Source organism: Devosia sp., from assembly GCF_030689745.1.
Taxonomy (GTDB): domain Bacteria; phylum Pseudomonadota; class Alphaproteobacteria; order Rhizobiales; family Devosiaceae; genus Devosia; species Devosia alba.
Map to the genome: position 1 here is coordinate 1 of NZ_JAUYGL010000155.1, position 15,219 is coordinate 15,219.

The 15,219-nt window shown below is 63.8% G+C and carries 17 protein-coding genes; 6 read left to right on the forward strand and 11 right to left on the reverse strand.

Features of this window, described 5'->3' with window-relative positions; translation table 11 throughout:
• From Q8O80_RS13725 to flgB, 6 genes are all read right to left on the reverse strand, one after another.
• On the reverse strand, window positions 1–729 hold a 729-nt coding region (locus Q8O80_RS13725; protein WP_305580156.1), incomplete at its 3' end, for a flagellar biosynthesis protein FlhB.
• Window positions 730–735: 6 nt separating this feature from the next.
• Window positions 736–1,494 (reverse strand): flagellar biosynthetic protein FliR, encoded by a 759-nt coding sequence (fliR, locus tag Q8O80_RS13730; RefSeq protein ID WP_305580158.1) that lies wholly within the window; start codon window positions 1,492–1,494, stop codon window positions 736–738.
• 10 nt (window positions 1,495–1,504) lie between these two features.
• On the reverse strand, window positions 1,505–1,768 hold the full coding sequence (gene fliQ, locus Q8O80_RS13735) for a flagellar biosynthesis protein FliQ (protein WP_305580160.1): 264 nt from the start codon (window positions 1,766–1,768) through the stop codon (window positions 1,505–1,507).
• A gap of 76 nt (window positions 1,769–1,844) precedes the next feature.
• Window positions 1,845–2,177, reverse strand: a complete 333-nt coding sequence (locus tag Q8O80_RS13740) for a flagellar hook-basal body complex protein FliE (protein ID WP_305580162.1) — start codon at window positions 2,175–2,177, stop codon at window positions 1,845–1,847.
• Between the two features lie 17 nt (window positions 2,178–2,194).
• Window positions 2,195–2,605 (reverse strand): flagellar basal body rod protein FlgC, encoded by a 411-nt coding sequence (gene flgC / locus Q8O80_RS13745; protein WP_305580164.1) that lies wholly within the window; start codon window positions 2,603–2,605, stop codon window positions 2,195–2,197.
• Window positions 2,606–2,619: 14 nt separating this feature from the next.
• Entirely contained in the window at window positions 2,620–3,024 is a 405-nt protein-coding gene (gene flgB / locus Q8O80_RS13750; RefSeq protein ID WP_305580166.1) for a flagellar basal body rod protein FlgB, read from the reverse strand.
• 177 nt (window positions 3,025–3,201) lie between these two features.
• On the opposite strand from flgB, the gene Q8O80_RS13755 reads away from it, so the two are divergent.
• Together Q8O80_RS13755 and fliP are read left to right on the forward strand one after the other, a co-directional pair.
• Window positions 3,202–3,876, forward strand: a complete 675-nt coding sequence (locus Q8O80_RS13755) for a flagellar biosynthetic protein FliO (RefSeq protein WP_305580168.1) — start codon at window positions 3,202–3,204, stop codon at window positions 3,874–3,876.
• Window positions 3,877–3,880: 4 nt separating this feature from the next.
• A complete protein-coding gene (gene fliP / locus Q8O80_RS13760; protein WP_371136209.1) occupies window positions 3,881–4,636 on the forward strand; it encodes a flagellar type III secretion system pore protein FliP in 756 nt (251 codons plus the stop codon).
• A gap of 27 nt (window positions 4,637–4,663) precedes the next feature.
• Here the strand turns inward: fliP and Q8O80_RS13765 are convergent, their stop codons facing one another.
• The 5 genes from Q8O80_RS13765 to Q8O80_RS13785 all read right to left on the reverse strand — a co-directional run bounded on the left by Q8O80_RS13765 (window position 4,664) and on the right by Q8O80_RS13785 (window position 11,349).
• A complete protein-coding gene (locus Q8O80_RS13765) occupies window positions 4,664–8,011 on the reverse strand; it encodes a tetratricopeptide repeat protein (protein ID WP_305580170.1) in 3,348 nt (1,115 codons plus the stop codon).
• 140 nt (window positions 8,012–8,151) lie between these two features.
• Window positions 8,152–9,246 carry a MotE family protein gene (locus tag Q8O80_RS13770; RefSeq protein WP_305580172.1) on the reverse strand — a complete coding sequence of 365 codons (1,095 nt, stop codon included), beginning with the start codon at window positions 9,244–9,246 and terminating at the stop codon, window positions 8,152–8,154.
• The gene (locus Q8O80_RS13775; protein ID WP_305580174.1) at window positions 9,243–9,671 is read right to left on the reverse strand and encodes a DUF6468 domain-containing protein; all 429 of its coding nucleotides are present in this window, start codon (window positions 9,669–9,671) and stop codon (window positions 9,243–9,245) included. Before Q8O80_RS13775 ends, Q8O80_RS13770 begins: the two co-directional genes overlap by 4 nt.
• Window positions 9,671–10,846, reverse strand: a complete 1,176-nt coding sequence (gene fliM / locus Q8O80_RS13780) for a flagellar motor switch protein FliM (protein ID WP_305580176.1) — start codon at window positions 10,844–10,846, stop codon at window positions 9,671–9,673. Before fliM ends, Q8O80_RS13775 begins: the two co-directional genes overlap by 1 nt.
• A complete protein-coding gene (locus Q8O80_RS13785; protein WP_305580178.1) occupies window positions 10,846–11,349 on the reverse strand; it encodes a flagellar basal body-associated FliL family protein in 504 nt (167 codons plus the stop codon). The genes fliM and Q8O80_RS13785 overlap by 1 nt, the downstream gene beginning before the upstream one ends.
• Before the next feature lie 290 nt (window positions 11,350–11,639).
• Between Q8O80_RS13785 and flgF the strand changes: the two genes are divergently transcribed.
• From flgF to flgH, 4 genes are read left to right on the forward strand one after another with little or no spacing between them, the layout of a single operon-like run.
• Window positions 11,640–12,377, forward strand: a complete 738-nt coding sequence (gene flgF / locus Q8O80_RS13790) for a flagellar basal-body rod protein FlgF (RefSeq protein WP_305580188.1) — start codon at window positions 11,640–11,642, stop codon at window positions 12,375–12,377.
• Between the two features lie 15 nt (window positions 12,378–12,392).
• The gene (flgG, locus tag Q8O80_RS13795) at window positions 12,393–13,178 is read left to right on the forward strand and encodes a flagellar basal-body rod protein FlgG (RefSeq protein ID WP_305580180.1); all 786 of its coding nucleotides are present in this window, start codon (window positions 12,393–12,395) and stop codon (window positions 13,176–13,178) included.
• A gap of 13 nt (window positions 13,179–13,191) precedes the next feature.
• Window positions 13,192–14,136: a flagellar basal body P-ring formation chaperone FlgA gene (gene flgA / locus Q8O80_RS13800; RefSeq protein WP_305580182.1), complete on the forward strand. Its 945-nt coding sequence runs from the start codon at window positions 13,192–13,194 to the stop codon at window positions 14,134–14,136.
• Between the two features lie 22 nt (window positions 14,137–14,158).
• Window positions 14,159–14,896 (forward strand): flagellar basal body L-ring protein FlgH, encoded by a 738-nt coding sequence (flgH, locus tag Q8O80_RS13805; protein ID WP_305580184.1) that lies wholly within the window; start codon window positions 14,159–14,161, stop codon window positions 14,894–14,896.
• Window positions 14,897–15,219 lie beyond the last annotated feature (323 nt).

Genomic DNA, 15,219 nt, shown 5'->3' on the forward strand with positions numbered 1-15,219 from the left:
GGCGCGCACGGCCGGATCGCCCTCCATCTGCTTGTACTCGTCGCGCAGCTCCTTCAGCGTCATCCGCTGCTTCTTGTTCCAGGTGTGGCGCTGATAGGCATAGTCGAGCACCGCCACCACCGCCATCACCATCAGCACGCCGACGAGCATCTTCAACGCCAACGCCCTGACGGTCGCCAGCACCAGCACCGGGTCGCTCGATACCAGTAGCCCGAGCCGGTGGCGCTCGGGCCACATGATCGCCAGCATCATCGCCCCGACGATGGCGAGCTTGGCCAGGCCCTTGGCGAAATTGACCAGGCTGGTCGGCGAGAACAGCCGCTTGAAGCCGGCGACCGGCGAAATTTTCGACAGTTTCGGCTTGATCGGCTCGCCCGAAAGCAGCGGCCGGTGCTGCACCAGATTGCCGGCCACCGCCGCGATCCACAGCACCAGGAACGGCAGGCCGAGCGCGGTGATGACGGCAATTCCGATGCCGGTGAGCAGCACGCCCATATGGCTGGCATCGAGGGAAATGGCGTGCGCCTCGGCCAGGAAGCCGCGCATCGAGCCGGCCAGCGAGCCGGCCGTCGAGCCGGAAAAGACCATCAGCACCAGGGTGGTGCCGAGCAGCACGAACCAGCTATTGACCTCCTGGCTCTTGGCGACGTCGCCCTTCTTGTGCGCGTCGTCGAGCTTCTTTTGACTGGGCTCTTCTGTTTTTTCGGCGTCGTCGGTATCGTCGGCCATGAGACATCAAGCCAGAAATTGGGCGACGACCGCCTCGAAATGCCGCAGGAACCAGTTGATCATCACCCCGAGCAGCATCATGAACAGGATGAAGCCGACAAGGATGTTGACCGGCATGGCGACGAAGAAGATCTGCACCTGCGGCATCAGCCGCGACAGCACGCCGAGACCGAGATAGAAGATCAGCCCGAAGACCAGGAACGGCGCCGACATCTGCACCGCCACCTTGAACGACCCGGCGACGGTCCTGACCGCCATCTCCGCGAAGTCGCCGACCGGCACCAGCGCCCCCGGCCTGAACAGCTCATAAGAGTCGACGATCGCGGCGATCAGCATGTGGTGCAGATCGGTGACCAGGATCATGGTCACCGCGAGCACCGAGAGGAAGCTCGCGAACAGGGCCGCCTGCACCCCCTGGGTCGGATCGACATTCTGGGCGAATCCGAGGCCGGTCTGCATGGCGATGGCGGTGCCGGCGACATAGAGCGCGCTCATCACCAGGCGCACCGACAAGCCGACGAACAGCCCGGTCGCGACCTCGACGATCAGCGGCCGCAGCAGGGCGTAAAGCCCTTGCGGCAGATCCGCGAAGGCGGGCGCCAGAACCGGGTGCAGGACGACGGTCAGGGCGAGCGCGAATGCGAGCCGGACGCGCGCCGGCACGCTGCGCTCGCCGAGCGCCGGCAGCACCATGATCATGGTGCCGAGGCGCGCGAAGATCAGCATGAAGAGGTAAGCGGTCTCCGGCAGGATATCGAGCGTCATGCTCCGGGCCCTAACCGGCCACGATCTGCGCCGCGATCCGCGCCATGTAGCTTTCCAGCGATTGCGCCATGAACGGCAGGGCGATCAGCATGGCGAGGAAGATCGCCAGGATCTTCGGCACGAACACCAGCGTCATTTCCTGGATCTGGGTCAGCGCCTGGAACAGGGCGATGACGACGCCGACGACCAGCCCCACCAGCATCAGCGGGCTCGCCACCTTGATCAGCGTCCAGATGCCATCGCGGGCGATGTCGAGAGCTTCGGCTCCGGTCACGGCGCTTCCCCCTGCCTCCTTAGAGCGAAATCCATCCAAATGATTCGGGCTTCGCGCTTATCTCTTTGATTGAGCCCTAGATTGGCATCCGCATGATCTCTTCATAGGCCGATATCACCCGGTCTCTGATGGTCACCATGCTTTCAATGGCGATTTCGGTCTCGCTCAGCGCGGTGACCATATCGACCACATTGGCTTTGCCATTGACCATATCCATGGCCATCTTGTCGCTGGTCTTGCCGGTGTCGACCACGCCCTGCACCTGGCTGGCCAGTATCTCGGCAAAATTCTGCCCGCCGCTTGGCGCCAGCGCCGTCAGATCGGTTGCCGGCTTGGCCGCCTGATTGATCAGCCGGCTGGCATTGCCATAGGCAGCGGCGGCGGCATTGAAGGTGGTGTTGATGGCCATGATACTTTCCCGCCCGATCAGCCGCGCAGGATGTCGAGCGTGCGCCCGAGCATCTGTCGCGTTACGGTGACAACATTCAGATTGGCCTCATAAGTGCGCTGGGCCTCGCGCATATCCATCGTTTCGACCAGCGTGTTGACGTTGGGATATTGCACATACCCCGTCCCGTCGGCCGCCGGATGGCCTGGCTCGTAGCGGCTGGTAAAGTCGCTCATGTCATAGGCCAGCTTGCCCACTTCCACGATCTTGCCGCCGACATCGGGATCGAAACTGGTCTCAAAGGTCGGAATGCGCCGGCGATAGGGCTCGTCACCCGGCGCCTTGCCCGCCGAGTCGGCATTGGCTAGGTTTTCCGCGATCACCCGCATCCGGGCGGTCTGGGCGTGCAGCCCGGTGGCGGCAATGCGCAGCGAAGAATTGAAATCCATAACCGCTTACTTTCCTATGACCGGCCGAGCGCGGTGCGCAGCACCTTGATCGACTTCTGGTACAGGCCCGTGGCGGCCTGGTAGTCCATCATATTGGTGGTCACCTTCATCATCTCGTCTTCCAGCGACACCCCATTGCCTTCCGGCGTGATCTCGAAATTGGCCATCTGCTGGGCGCCAAAGGCACTGCCGCCCTGCCCGCCCACCGAAAAGTGCATCGGCTGCGTCGCCGTCGTGGTCACCGCGGTCGACGAGAAGGCGCCATTGACCTCGGCAAAGTCGAACTGCTTGAGATCGCGCCCGCGAAAACCGGGCGTCTCCGCATTGGCGACATTTTCGGCCAGCAGTCCTTGACGCGCCTGGTGCCAGCGCATCTTGTCGGTCAGTGCCGTAAACACCGGCATGTTCATCAGGCCCATCGGCGCGTTCCCCCGCGAGTCCAGCTATGCGATGGGCAATTCTTGCCGGTTTGTGGTTAATCAAGTGTTAACCGATGGTGTTTTGGCGGTGCGCAGTCTCGCATTCTGCACATTTTCGCCACTAACTAGGCAAGTTATGCCGCTCGGATTCGGGATAGCAGTTTTTTGGGAGTCACTATGCAGTTCATCACCAGCCTGATTGGCGGATCTGGAAATTCCACACTGACCGCCCTGTTCGCTCTGGGCATCGTTCTGGTGTTGATCGTGCTCGGCGTCTGGCTGCTCAAGTTGCTGTTCAATGTCTCGAGCAAGGCCACCCGTGGCCGCAATCGGCGTCTGGCGGTCATTGAATCCCTTGCCCTTGATCCCAAGCGCCAATTGCTGATTATCCGCCGCGACAATGTCGAGCATCTCATTCTCACCGGCGGCCCCCAGGATGTGGTGGTCGAAACCGGGATCGCCGTAAGCGAACCGGCCGCCACGCCGCCCACGCGCCGCCCGATTCCCACCATTGCCGCCCGCAAGATGGCCCCGGCCTCGGTGCCGCCCCATACTCCGTCCCCTGCCCCGGCTGCGGCGCCCACCCCCGTCGCCACCGAGCCCGTCGGCGCGCCGGGCACGGTGCTGGCTGAGCTGCAGAAGCAGGGCCGCGCCACCCACAAGCGGGCGCATCTGTCGCTGCGCCACACCGGCCTGTTGCGGCCGACCAGCGACACTGAATTGCCGGTTTCCCCCGAAAACGCCACGCCCGCCGCTCCGGCTGCCCCCGACTCAGCTACACAGGACAGCGCACAGCGAGACATCGAGGGCAGTGACCTTGCCGACGGCACCAGCGAGACGAACCGGAACTGACGGCGTGACATCGCCACGGCGCCATCTGGCCCGCTACGCCGGGCTGGCCGCGCTGCTCCTTGTGGCGCTGACGCCGTCCCTGGCCTTCGGGCAGGACGTTTCCATCGATTTTGGTGACGACACCACCATTACCGAACGCGCCGTCCAGATCATCGGGCTGATCACCCTGTTGTCGCTGGCGCCCTCCATCCTGGTGATGGTGACCAGCTTCACCCGCATCGTCGTGGTGCTCTCCCTGCTGCGCACCGCCATTGGCCTGCAGACCGCCCCGCCCAATTCGGTGATGGTGTCGCTGGCGCTGTTTCTCACCCTGTTCGTCATGCAGCCCACCCTGCAGGCCACCTATGACGAGGGCATCGCGCCATTGCTGGCCGGCGATATCGAGATCAGCCAGGCCTTCGAACAGGGCAGCGTCCCCCTGCACGCCTTCATGCGCGCCAATGTGCGCGAGCAGGATCTGGCGCTGTTTTTTGATCTGACCGAGGCCGAGGTGCCCGCCGAGCCCGAGGCCATTCCGCTGCAGTTGCTGATCCCGGCCTTCATGATTTCCGAGCTGCGCCGCGCCTTTGAAATCGGCTTTCTGCTGTTCCTGCCCTTTGTCGTCATCGACATGGTGGTGGCCTCCGTGCTGATGAGCATGGGCATGATGATGCTGCCGCCAGTGGTGATTTCCCTGCCGTTCAAGCTGATCTTTTTCGTGCTGGTCGATGGCTGGTATCTGGTCGCGGGTTCGCTGGTGCGCAGTTTCAACGCCGGCTGATTGCCGCCAACGGCAATACGGTCCGCCTCACACGTTCCGGTCGGCGTCTGAACTGGCGTCAGAGGCCAGCAGCGGCGCCAGTGCCCCGTCGGCGCCATAGGTTTCGCGATACGACGCCAGGAACGAGTTGATGCCGTCGACCCCTGACACCTGGTTGGCCACGGCTTTGAACTCGAGGCTGGTGACCTCGATATTGCTGGTCACCAGATCAAACATCGGCCATTCCGGCGAGGTCACCATGGCTTCGCCGAACTTCGAGCGCAGCCGCGACAGGCCCAGATGGTCATTGGCCAGCACAAAGCCCACGGCAGCGCGGATCACCCCGAGCCGGGCCGGCTGCGTCAGGGCCGCCTTGGTGGCCGGGTCCGAGTACATCGCCTCGATCATTTCGCTCGCCTCGGTGTAGCGGCGCGCCTTCCAATGCGCGTCAATGCGCAGCAGCGTGACATCGCGCCCGTCCAGATCGCGCACCAGATCAAGGCCCAGCTGATCGCGCCCGCCATCGATCATCGCCCGCGCTTCCAGCACCCGGCGCTGGCGCGCCAGCGAGTCCGGCATATCGGTCACCCGTGTCGCATTGAGCACCCGCAGCGCATCCTGCGGCTTGCGATCGGCCAGATAGATCACCGCCAGATCGGCCGCGATCTGCGTCTTGGCGATGCCGCGCAGCCGGTTGTTCAACTGGTATTCCAGCAATTCGGCGGCCTGCGGCAACAAATCCACCCGCACCAGCCGGCGCGCCAGGTTGCGGATCATCTCATCGCCACGCGCCCCCGGCGGCGTGAGCTGGCGGAAATCATAATACAATCCCAGCGCATCCACCGGCGCCAGCGAATCCGCCACCCCGTTGAGGAACAATTCGCTGAACATCGCCTGCGCCTCGTCGCGCAGCCCGGTGATCGGCGGGCTCTCGGGATAGTGCGCCACCGCCTGCTTGACCGTCTCAAAGCCCAGCCGGTAGTCGCCATGACGGAAATACAGTTCAGCCAGCAGCTTCTGCATGTCCGCCTCCAGCGGATTGCCGCGCCAAAGCAGTGATTCCGCCGACAGGGTTGCCGTCGCCTTGGCCAGATTGAGCTTGCCGGCGTCATCGAGCAGCCGCAGCGTGCGGTAGATGGCCTCGGCCCGGGTCGGCCGGACATCGGCGGCAATCACTTGGCCATAGGTGTCGATGGCTTCATTGGTCCGGCCGGTGATCTCGTCGATCCGCCCCGACAACAGGTGGAACAGGCTGCTGTCATCGGGGTCGAGGCTGGCAAAATCGATATCGGCCAGCATGTGCTCGGCCATGTTGACGTCACCCTCCTCGATCGCCGAGCGGATGGCCGCAAAATGGAACCTGTTGCGCAGCCAGGCCGGGTAAGTGGCAATCACCGACTGCGCCTCGAGCGCGTCGCGCTTGGCGCCCTTGAAGTCATAGGTCTCGGTGCGCGCAATGGTGCGCCAGACCAGCGCATCGATTTCCTGCCCCATCGACGCGGTGTTCAAAATCGCCAGGGCTTCGGCCGGTCGGCTGGCCATGGTATCGGCAGCCGCCAGGGTGAGCCGCATCTTGCGCGTCAGATCGCCGGATTTGAGGTCCTTTTCCAGCACATTGAGCACCCCGATTGCCTCATGGGCAAAGCGGTTGGCGACAAAATACTGGGCCAGGTCCAGTCTTGCCTGGTCGCGCGCCTCTCCTTCGGCATTGGCGGCGGCCGACAGCAGGCTTTGCTTCTGCTCGGCGAACAGCCCGAAATCAGGCTGCTCCAGCCGCACCAGATCGATGAAGCCGCCCCGCATCGCCTGGGCAACGCCTTTGCCGGTGGAACGCGGACCATCCATGGTCGACACCGTCAGGCCGCCCTGCACGCTCAGCACCGCCAGATCGTTTTCGATGACGATGTTGAGGTCCGCAGTCTCGGGCCGCACCACCAGCCCGTGCACGCTGCGCAGGGCCGAAAAATCGACATAGTCGAGCGAGCGGGTCAGCCCCCGCGCCGGAGGATAGGAGGTGACCACCTTGAGCACATCGCCCACATTGGGGTCGCGGAAGTCGTGCACCCGGGCGGGCCGTGCCAGATCCGCAACGATCTCGAAATCGCCGGTAACATCGCGGCGCCGGCTGAGTTCGATCGGCGCGGTCGGGGTCAGCATGATGTCGCCCAGCGACAATACCCAGGCCATGCCCTCCGAGCCCAGCGTCGCCAGGCGGTCCTCCGACAACTCGACCCGGACAACCTGGGTGTCGCCCGATGCCACCACGGCAAACTGGCTGGCCAGCGCATCCAGCTGTGCCGATTGGTTCGGTGGCGCAATGCCCGACACGGTATCGAACAGCATCCACACCGTATTGCCGCGGCGGAACACCGCTGCTGGCGTTTCCTGCTCAAACGGAAACACCACCCGCAGGGTGGAGCCGATCACGTTGACAAACGGCGTCACCGTCTTGGCTGCCGATTGCGGGTACAGCATGTCGACCAGTGGCTCGCTCGAACCATCCCGCTCATCGGCAGGCGCGCGCGCCGCCGCCTCCTCAACCAGCGTGGCCGCGTCAAAGCTCGGCAGCCCGTCGCCGGCAATGTTGATGTCGAGAATATACTGTCGCGGCGAGGTTTCGTAGAACCGCGGCTGGATGCCTTCAGCCAGTTGCAGCGTCACGGTCGATCCATCCGCATCAACCGCCGTTTCCACCGACATCACCTCGGGCGGCAGATCGATCGCCAGGTCGCGCAGATCGATCCCGACCGGCCACTCAAACTGGATCATCCCCAGATCGCCGTCCTGGACAAACTGCCCCGTCGTGGGCACTGACCAGTCAAATTGCACGCGCAGGAAGGTTGGATTGCGCCCGATGCGCACGCTGGCCTGCGGATCGAATTCCGCCACGCCCGCCGCCTTGCGCTGCTGCTCGGCCCGGATCGCGGCCACGCGCGCCCGCTCGGCCAGTGCATCAATCACATCTTGCGGCAGGGCCGGCGGCTGCCCCTGCCAGGAACTTGGCAACAGATCGATATAGAGCATTTCGCCGGCTTCGATGCGGTTGAAGCTGAAGGCGGAGCGCAGCCCCATGCGCAGGCCGCGCTTGTCCGGATCAATCCGCGCCACCGACAGGTAATCCGGCATGGTGGTGCCGACATCGGGCAGGATGACGTCAATCTGCTCGTCGAACTCCAGCGACAATACGCCGTTCTCGATCCGCATCGTGTATTCCGGCAACCCGTCACGGCCGGGAAAGCTCAGGATCAGCCGGCCATAGCCGTCTTCCTGGGTGCCCAGCAACTGGCCCTGTTCAACGGCGGAGGCCGGCACGACCAGGCCCAGCATGGCCAAGGCCAGCAAAAGCGCCAGGGCGTTTCTGGCCCACAGCATGCCTGCATGGATAGCAGTCTTCACCGGCTTCTGCCCGCCCGACGCAAGGCACGTATTCAGCGACCGAATTCTGGGCCGGCAACACGTGCTGGGTTACACTACACTCGTGAACCTGCACCCTAGCGGCATCGGCTTAACGGCGCCTTACTTCAATCGGGAAACCCTTACTGACCCACGATCTGCGGCAGGGCGGCCAGATCGTCCGGCGTCATCTCCGTTGCCGGGCGATCCGCCAGGGCTGCCATCTTGACGGTCAGCTCTTGCGCGCGGGCGGTATCCATCTCTGCCAGGATCGGCGCCATCTTGCGCGGGCTCATGGTTTTGGCCACGCGCAACAGCACATTCATGTCCAGATTGTTGAAGATGCCGGCCGCATCCTTGGCTTTCATCGTCTCATACATCGCCACGATCCCGGCGAACTGCCCGGTTTCCATTTCCTGGCGCTGATCCACCAAAGTCGAGATCTGTGCCTCCAGCGCCGACAGCGTCGCGGCCCGCTCCTCAATGCGCCGCTCGGCCGCATCAACGATCGATGCGCGCAGCGCCAGATCGTCCTCGTATTTCTGCAACTCGTCGCGCCGCGCCGCCAGGCGCTGCAGCAGCGCCTGTTCGGTGTCGGTGGTGCTGTCGGTGGACAGCAGCGGCACCGAGCCGCCAATGCCGTCGATCAGCAGGGGTACCGCGTCACCCGATGGCAGGCAGTCCACCATCGACTCGGCAAAGATCGGCATCGGGTCGCCACGGCGCGGCCGCACCTCCGGCTCGGAATCGCTGGGCTGCTCGGGTGCCCCCGCCGAGGCTGGATTGATGATGACGGCGCCATCAGCCGTGATGGCCGCGTCCGATTCCACGCAATATGTGCCGCTGGCCGTCGTCGCGCCGTTTTCGGCCTCGGCCACTGCTGCAGGGTCGGCATGCGCATCGGCAGCAGGTTCTTCCGCCGCGCCGGCATGCGCATCGGCAGCGGGCGCTGCATGGCCTGCCGCTTCGCTCTGCGGCTTCATCGTCGGCGACGGATCGGCCAGCGTGGGCGTGCTGTCCTCCATGGTCGGTTCGCCCGGCAGGGTCGGCGTGTCATCCGCCATGACATTGCTCGTGCTGCCCCCGGCGCTACTCCCGGCGCTGCTCCCGCCCGCCGCCTCAGCCCGGCTCACGCCGGTCAGCACATAGCTGCCATTGCCGACCAGACCCAGCGTCTTGAGCAGCAGCAGCGCGGCAACGGCCATGATGACGACCGGCAGCAGGCGGATATTTTTCACGCGGCTGCTCCACGCGTACGGACCCGGGTCTGCAACTGCTCGAGCGCCGATTTCACCTTGTTGGGCTGTTCCACCGGCTCGATGGCCTGGCTGTGCCGGGCCACGCTGGTGATCCGGGCAATGCGTTCCATCAGCACCGAGCCGGCATTGACGTGATTGGCCAGTTCAATGCCGAACCGCTCGGCCTCTTCCAGCCGCGAATTCAGCGACAGATCCGCTTCAACCGCGGTCTGCTTGAGTTCCTTGATCGCCTGATTGGCCAGATTGGTGGCCCCCACCAGATCGGCCACCATTTGCCGCATCACATCCTTGTCGGCATGCAGCATCTTCAAGCGATGGTTGAGAACGATGCAATAGCCGATTGTCAGCGCCAGCAGGATGGCGACCGCACTTTCCACGAACAGTCCTAGGGGCAAGCCGAACATCATCGTCCTTCCGTTTCTTCGTCGATCGCTTCAAAGGCTTCCATGGTCACCTTGGGCGGATTGAGCGGGCGGGTCACCCGCACCGATACCAGATTGCCGATATGGCCCATCACGGCCTCGGTCAGTTCGACGCCGCCGCAGCGCAGGCGCACCGGGTCGGTCGGCGTCCGCTCAAACATCAGCGTATCGCCGGCCTGCATCGCCATCATCCGCGACAATGGCACGTCCTGTTCATGCAGCACGGCCTCTAACAGGACATCAGCCGAATAGATCTCGGTCGCCAGATGGCTTTCCCAGGTCGCATCGCGGCCGAATTTCTCGCCCATAAACATCTGCAGCAGCTGTTCGCGGATCGGCTCGATGGTCGCATAGGGCAGCAGGATTTCGATCTTGCCGCCGCGATCATCCATTTCGATGCGCAGCTCGATCAGGATGGCCGCATTGCCCGGCCGCGAGATCGCGGCAAAGCGTGGATTGGTTTCCATGCGCTCGAGCTTGAAATTGACCTGCGTCACCGGCTCGAACGCACGATGGGTATCTTCCAGGATCACCTCGATCATCCGCCGCGCCAGCGCCAGCTCGATGGTCGTATAGGGCCGCCCCTCGATGCGGATATTGCCACCGATCCGGCGGCCGCCGAGCAGCACGTCGATCATCGAATAGATCAGGCTGGAATCGACGGTGAGCAGGCCATAATTCTCCCATTCCTCGGCGCGGATCACCGACAGGATGGCCGGCAGCGGGATCGAGTTCAGATAATCGCCGAACCGCACCGACGAGATCGAATCCAGCGTCACTTCCACATTGTCGGAGGTGAAATTGCGCAGGCTCGTCGTCGTGAGCCGCACCAGGCGGTCAAACACGATTTCGAGCATCGGCAGGCGTTCATAGCTCACCAGCGCCGAGTTGATCAGCGCCTGCACGCCGGTCAGTTCGACATTGCTGCCGATGCTGGCGTCAAAGCCCAGCAGGCTGTCGATTTCGTCCTGGTTGAGAACGCGGTCGGGCGCACCCTCGCCGTCCCCGGTATCGCCTTCCAGCATCGCTGCCCATTCGGCAGTGGCTTCGGCGGCCTTTTCCTCTTCGGTCTGCTCGACAGCGGCGTCGACCGGCACCACGGTGCCGTCCAGATCCCAATCGTCGCTGAGTTTGTCCTGGTCGCTGGGCTCTGCCATTACTGTACCAGAATTTCCTTGAACAGCACCGACTCCACCCGCGAGGGGTAGATCGCCACGTTCACGCGCCGCAGCAGCTCTTCCTTGAGACGATACACCCCGGCCGAACCTTCCAGGTCGGATTTGCGCAATTCACGCAGATAGACCTGGAACGCGTCGATCACCTTGGCCATGCGCGGCTGGATCTCCAGCATCATGGCTTCATTGGTGACTTCGAGCGCCACCGTCAGCTTCATGAAGGCCTCGCCATCGGCCTCATTGTTGAGGTTGATGACCATGGGCGGCAGGTTGAAGATGAAGGTGTTTGCCACTTCGATGACGCCGCCATCGGCGCCAGCGGCCTCAGCGCCATGCTCGGCCTCGGCCGTTCCCGACGACAACATGTAGAACGTGCCGGCGCCGGCCAGCAGAACCACCACAGCCACGGCACCGATAATGATGAAGAGCTTGGGGATCCCCTTCTTGACGGGCGCTTCGTCGTCGATTTCCGTATCAGCGGCCATTGGATACCTTGCCAGAACTCAAGCCTTCCCGGACGATTCCGGCAATGTGACCAGCTAAGCGCCCCATGGTTAACGAAAGGTTACAAAATCCCCTTATGCGGCAGATATTGCCGGGTAAGTTTTGCCGGGCATAGCAAGCCTGATCCGGCAGCCCATCCGCATCGATAAGCTTATCCATCTGATTTTATTAAATTTTTCAAACTGGCATGGTTTCTGCAATGTTACCGGCGAGACCATCGGCTTGGGGAAGTTGGCGGTTTCGGGGAAGTTAACACCGGGGATCAGCAATGATCGAAAATGCGCAACTGATAGGCCTGAGCCGGCAAATCGCGCTGCAGCGTCAGATGGATGTGGTGGCCAACAACATGGCCAATATCAACACCACCGGTTTCAAGGCCGAGGACCTGCTGTTTGAAGAATTCATCATGCCGGTCGCCCGCGACCGCGATTTCCAGGGCGGCGACCAGCCCCTCTCCTATGTGCAGGACTGGGCGACCGTCCATGATCTGAGCGGCGGCGCCATGGTGCAGACCGGCAGCGAACTGGATGTGGCGCTCAATGGTGACGGCTTTTTCGCCATCCAGACCCCCGCCGGCGAGCGCTGGAGCAAATCGGGCGCCTTTCAGCTGAACGCCGGCGGCACCCTGGTTGATACCAGTGGCAACCCGGTCCTGGGCCAGCGCGGCCCCATCACCTTCGGGCCCGAGGAAACCGGCATCCTGATCGGCAAGGACGGCACCGTCAGCTCCAGCGCCGGTCCCAAGGGCACGCTGCGCCTGGTCGAGTTTGACAATCCGCAGGCCCTCACCCGCGAGGGCAGCAATCTTTATGCCGGCGGCACGCCGACCACGGCCACCGATACCCGCGTCATGCAGGGCTTCATCGAAAAATCCAATGTCTCCGGCGTGACCGCGATGGCCGAGATGATCCGCGTGCAGCGCGCCTATGAAAGCGCCGCCTCGCTGGCGAGCAGGCAGGACGATTTGCGTCGTTCCGCCATCCAGCGTCTCGGCGACGCCAACGCTTAACCCTGAGGACCGGCCATGAAAGCTCTCTATATCGCATCGACCGGCATGAGCGCCCAGGAACGCAATGTCGAAGTCATCTCCAACAACATCGCCAACATGCGGACCACCGGCTACAAGCGCGCCCGCGCCGAGTTCGAGGATCTGCTGTATCAGCAGATTACCCGCGCCGGTTCGCAGAGCTCGGCGCAGGGCTCGGTGATCCCGGCCGGCGTTGAAATCGGTTCCGGTGTCCGCACCGTCGCGACCCCGCGCATCATGAGCCAGGGCACCGTCAACATGACCGAGGGCGAACTCGACGTCGCCGTTCGCGGCGAGGGCTTCTTCGCCGTCCAGATGCCCGATGGCCGCACCGCCTATACCCGCGATGGCTCGTTTGAGCGCTCGCCCGATGGCGAACTGGTCACCTCCAACGGCTACCCCATCGAACCCGGCATCGCCATTCCCGGCGACGCCACCTCGGTTGCCATCTCCCAGGATGGTCTGGTCTCCGCCTTTGTCGGTGGCGACAGCACCCCCACCCAGATCGGCCAGCTCCAGCTCGCCCGCTTCGTCAACAAGGCGGGCCTGTCATCGCTGGGCGACAATCTGTTCATCGACACCCCGGCCAGCGGCCCCGCCCAGATCAGCGTGCCCAACGCCGAGGGCACCGGCAACCTGCTCCAGGGCTATCTGGAAATGTCCAACGTCAACTCGGTCACCGAGATCGCCGACCTCATCGCCGCCCAGCGTGCCTACGAGATGAACGCCCGCGTTATCTCGGGCGCTGACGAGATGATGAAATCCACCAGCCAGCTGCGCTAGAGGAGTAGTCCAGATGATCGTCCGTTCCGCCATCACCGCCATCACCATCCTCCTGCTCAGCGCCAGCGCCCTGGCCGCCCCCATGCTCAAGGGCGACGTCACCGTCACCGCCGCCATCGTCACCGCCGGCGATCTGTTTGAAGGGGCCGGGCTTGCCGCCGAACATGGTCTGTTCCTGGCCCCCAGGCCCGGCACCACCGGCAATGTCGACCTCGCCGCCATCAGGGCCGCAGCCGCCCGCATCGGCATTGAATCCTTCGAGACCGGCGGGCTGGACCGGATCCGCGTCAGCCGTGCCGCCACGATTGTCGATCAGCACCTGCTGACCGGCCTGATCACCGCCAATTTGCAGCAGCGCGGCATTCTGTCTGACGGCATGAGCGCCAACACCGTGTTCTCCACCGCCTTCAACGCCATCAACGCCGAAGCCGTCGACCAGCCCGCCAGCGTCACCAGCCTGCGCTATCTCCCCGGCACGGGCGCCTTTACCGCCCGCTTTGCCATTGCCGGCCTGGATCAGCCGCTTGATCTGTCCGGTTCGATCGAGCTGATGATTGAAGCCCCTCATCTGGTCAGCAGTCTCCCCGCCGGCACCGTTCTGGACGCCAGCAATATCGTGATGCGGTCCGTGCCGCTGCGCTACGTCGAAAACACCGGCATTCCCCGACTGCAGGACATTGTCGGTCAGGCGCTCACCCGCCAGAGCCGCGAAGGCATGATGCTGAAGCCCGCCGATGTCACCGCCCCGCTGACGGTCGCCAAGAATGACTCCGTCACCATCTACTTCCGCCGCGGCCCGATGACCCTCACCGTCAAGGGTCAGGCCGTCACCGGCGCCACCCTCGGCGCGCCACTGCAGGTGCTCAACCTGATGTCCCGGCGCGTCATCAGTGCCACCGCCATCGCCGCCGGCGCCGTTGAAGTGAGCGCTGAACCGCTCGCTCTGGCCCGCCTTTAATCGCCTTCAGGAGACGACCAAAATGAACATTCTCAAGCTCGCAACCCTCCTGACGCTGACCATCGGTCTGGCTGGCTGCAACACCATGGATCGCCTGGCCAATGTTGGCAGCGCGCCGGCCCTGAGCCCCATCGTCGACCCCACCACCATGGCCGGCTATCAGCCCGTCAACATGCCGATGCCGCAGGCCATTGCCGATACCTACCAGGCCAATTCGCTCTACCGCACCTCGGCCAAGGGCTTCTTCAAGGACGAGCGCGCCCACCGCATTGGCGACATTCTGACCGTCGTGGTCACCGTCAATGACAGCGCCAAGATCGCCAACAACACCCAGTCCAGCCGCGGCTCCAGCAATACCGCGGGCATGGGCGGCATTCTCGGCGCCGCCGTGTCCACCGCCTCGCTCGGCGAAATCGACACCAATGACGCGGTCAACTTCAACTCCGGCATGACCAATACCGGCAAGGGTTCGGTCAACCGTTCGGAAAGCCTGCAGACCTCGGTGGCCGCCGTGGTGACCCAGGTCCTGCCCAATGGCAATCTGGTCATCGAAGGCCATCAGGAAGTCCGGGTGAACTTCGAAGTGCGCGATCTGGTGGTGGCCGGCATTGTTCGTCCCTCCGACATTCAGGCCAACAACACCATTCCATCCTCCAAGATCGCCGAAGCCCGCATCGCTTACGGTGGCCGCGGCCAGATCACCGATGTGCAGCAGCCGCGTTACGGCCAGCAGGTGATGGACGCCATCCTGCCCTTCTAGCTTTCCCTTTCCGGGCGGCACATTCCCCAATGGTGCCGCCGGGCTCCCCGGCAGTGAACAGAAGTTCCTGCCCGGCCAGTTCCAGAATAGAGCCGGCCTCCCCGAGGCGCAGTCCCCCGGCTGCGCCTCTTCCCCTTTCGGGCATCGACAAATCCGCTCCCGCTAATCCCCGCCCCCTGCACCCGTGCCATACTGCTGCCCATCACCCCGCATGGGCGGCCTGCAGGCGAACAGTGGCGGGGTGAGCCGGGTGTGGTCTTTGCCTGCCGCACAGGTTCCAGTCCGGCCGTGTGGGGGCGAGCGATCCCCGTGCCGCCGTAAAG

What these genes read in the sequence shown, in the direction of transcription:
- fliM (WP_305580176.1), bottom strand. Translation starts at nt 10,846, where the DNA reads ATGGCAGAGCCCAGCGACCAGGACAAACTCAGCGACGATTGGGATCTG.
- Q8O80_RS13740 (WP_305580162.1), bottom strand. Translation starts at nt 2,177, where the DNA reads ATGGCCATCAACACCACCTTCAATGCCGCCGCCGCTGCCTATGGCAAT.
- Q8O80_RS13755 (WP_305580168.1), top strand. Translation starts at nt 3,202, where the DNA reads ATGCAGTTCATCACCAGCCTGATTGGCGGATCTGGAAATTCCACACTG.
- fliR (WP_305580158.1), bottom strand. Translation starts at nt 1,494, where the DNA reads ATGACGCTCGATATCCTGCCGGAGACCGCTTACCTCTTCATGCTGATC.
- flgH (WP_305580184.1), top strand. Translation starts at nt 14,159, where the DNA reads ATGAACATTCTCAAGCTCGCAACCCTCCTGACGCTGACCATCGGTCTG.
- flgB (WP_305580166.1), bottom strand. Translation starts at nt 3,024, where the DNA reads ATGGGCCTGATGAACATGCCGGTGTTTACGGCACTGACCGACAAGATG.
- flgG (WP_305580180.1), top strand. Translation starts at nt 12,393, where the DNA reads ATGAAAGCTCTCTATATCGCATCGACCGGCATGAGCGCCCAGGAACGC.
- flgC (WP_305580164.1), bottom strand. Translation starts at nt 2,605, where the DNA reads ATGGATTTCAATTCTTCGCTGCGCATTGCCGCCACCGGGCTGCACGCC.
- Q8O80_RS13775 (WP_305580174.1), bottom strand. Translation starts at nt 9,671, where the DNA reads ATGTTCGGCTTGCCCCTAGGACTGTTCGTGGAAAGTGCGGTCGCCATC.
- flgA (WP_305580182.1), top strand. Translation starts at nt 13,192, where the DNA reads ATGATCGTCCGTTCCGCCATCACCGCCATCACCATCCTCCTGCTCAGC.
- Q8O80_RS13785 (WP_305580178.1), bottom strand. Translation starts at nt 11,349, where the DNA reads ATGGCCGCTGATACGGAAATCGACGACGAAGCGCCCGTCAAGAAGGGG.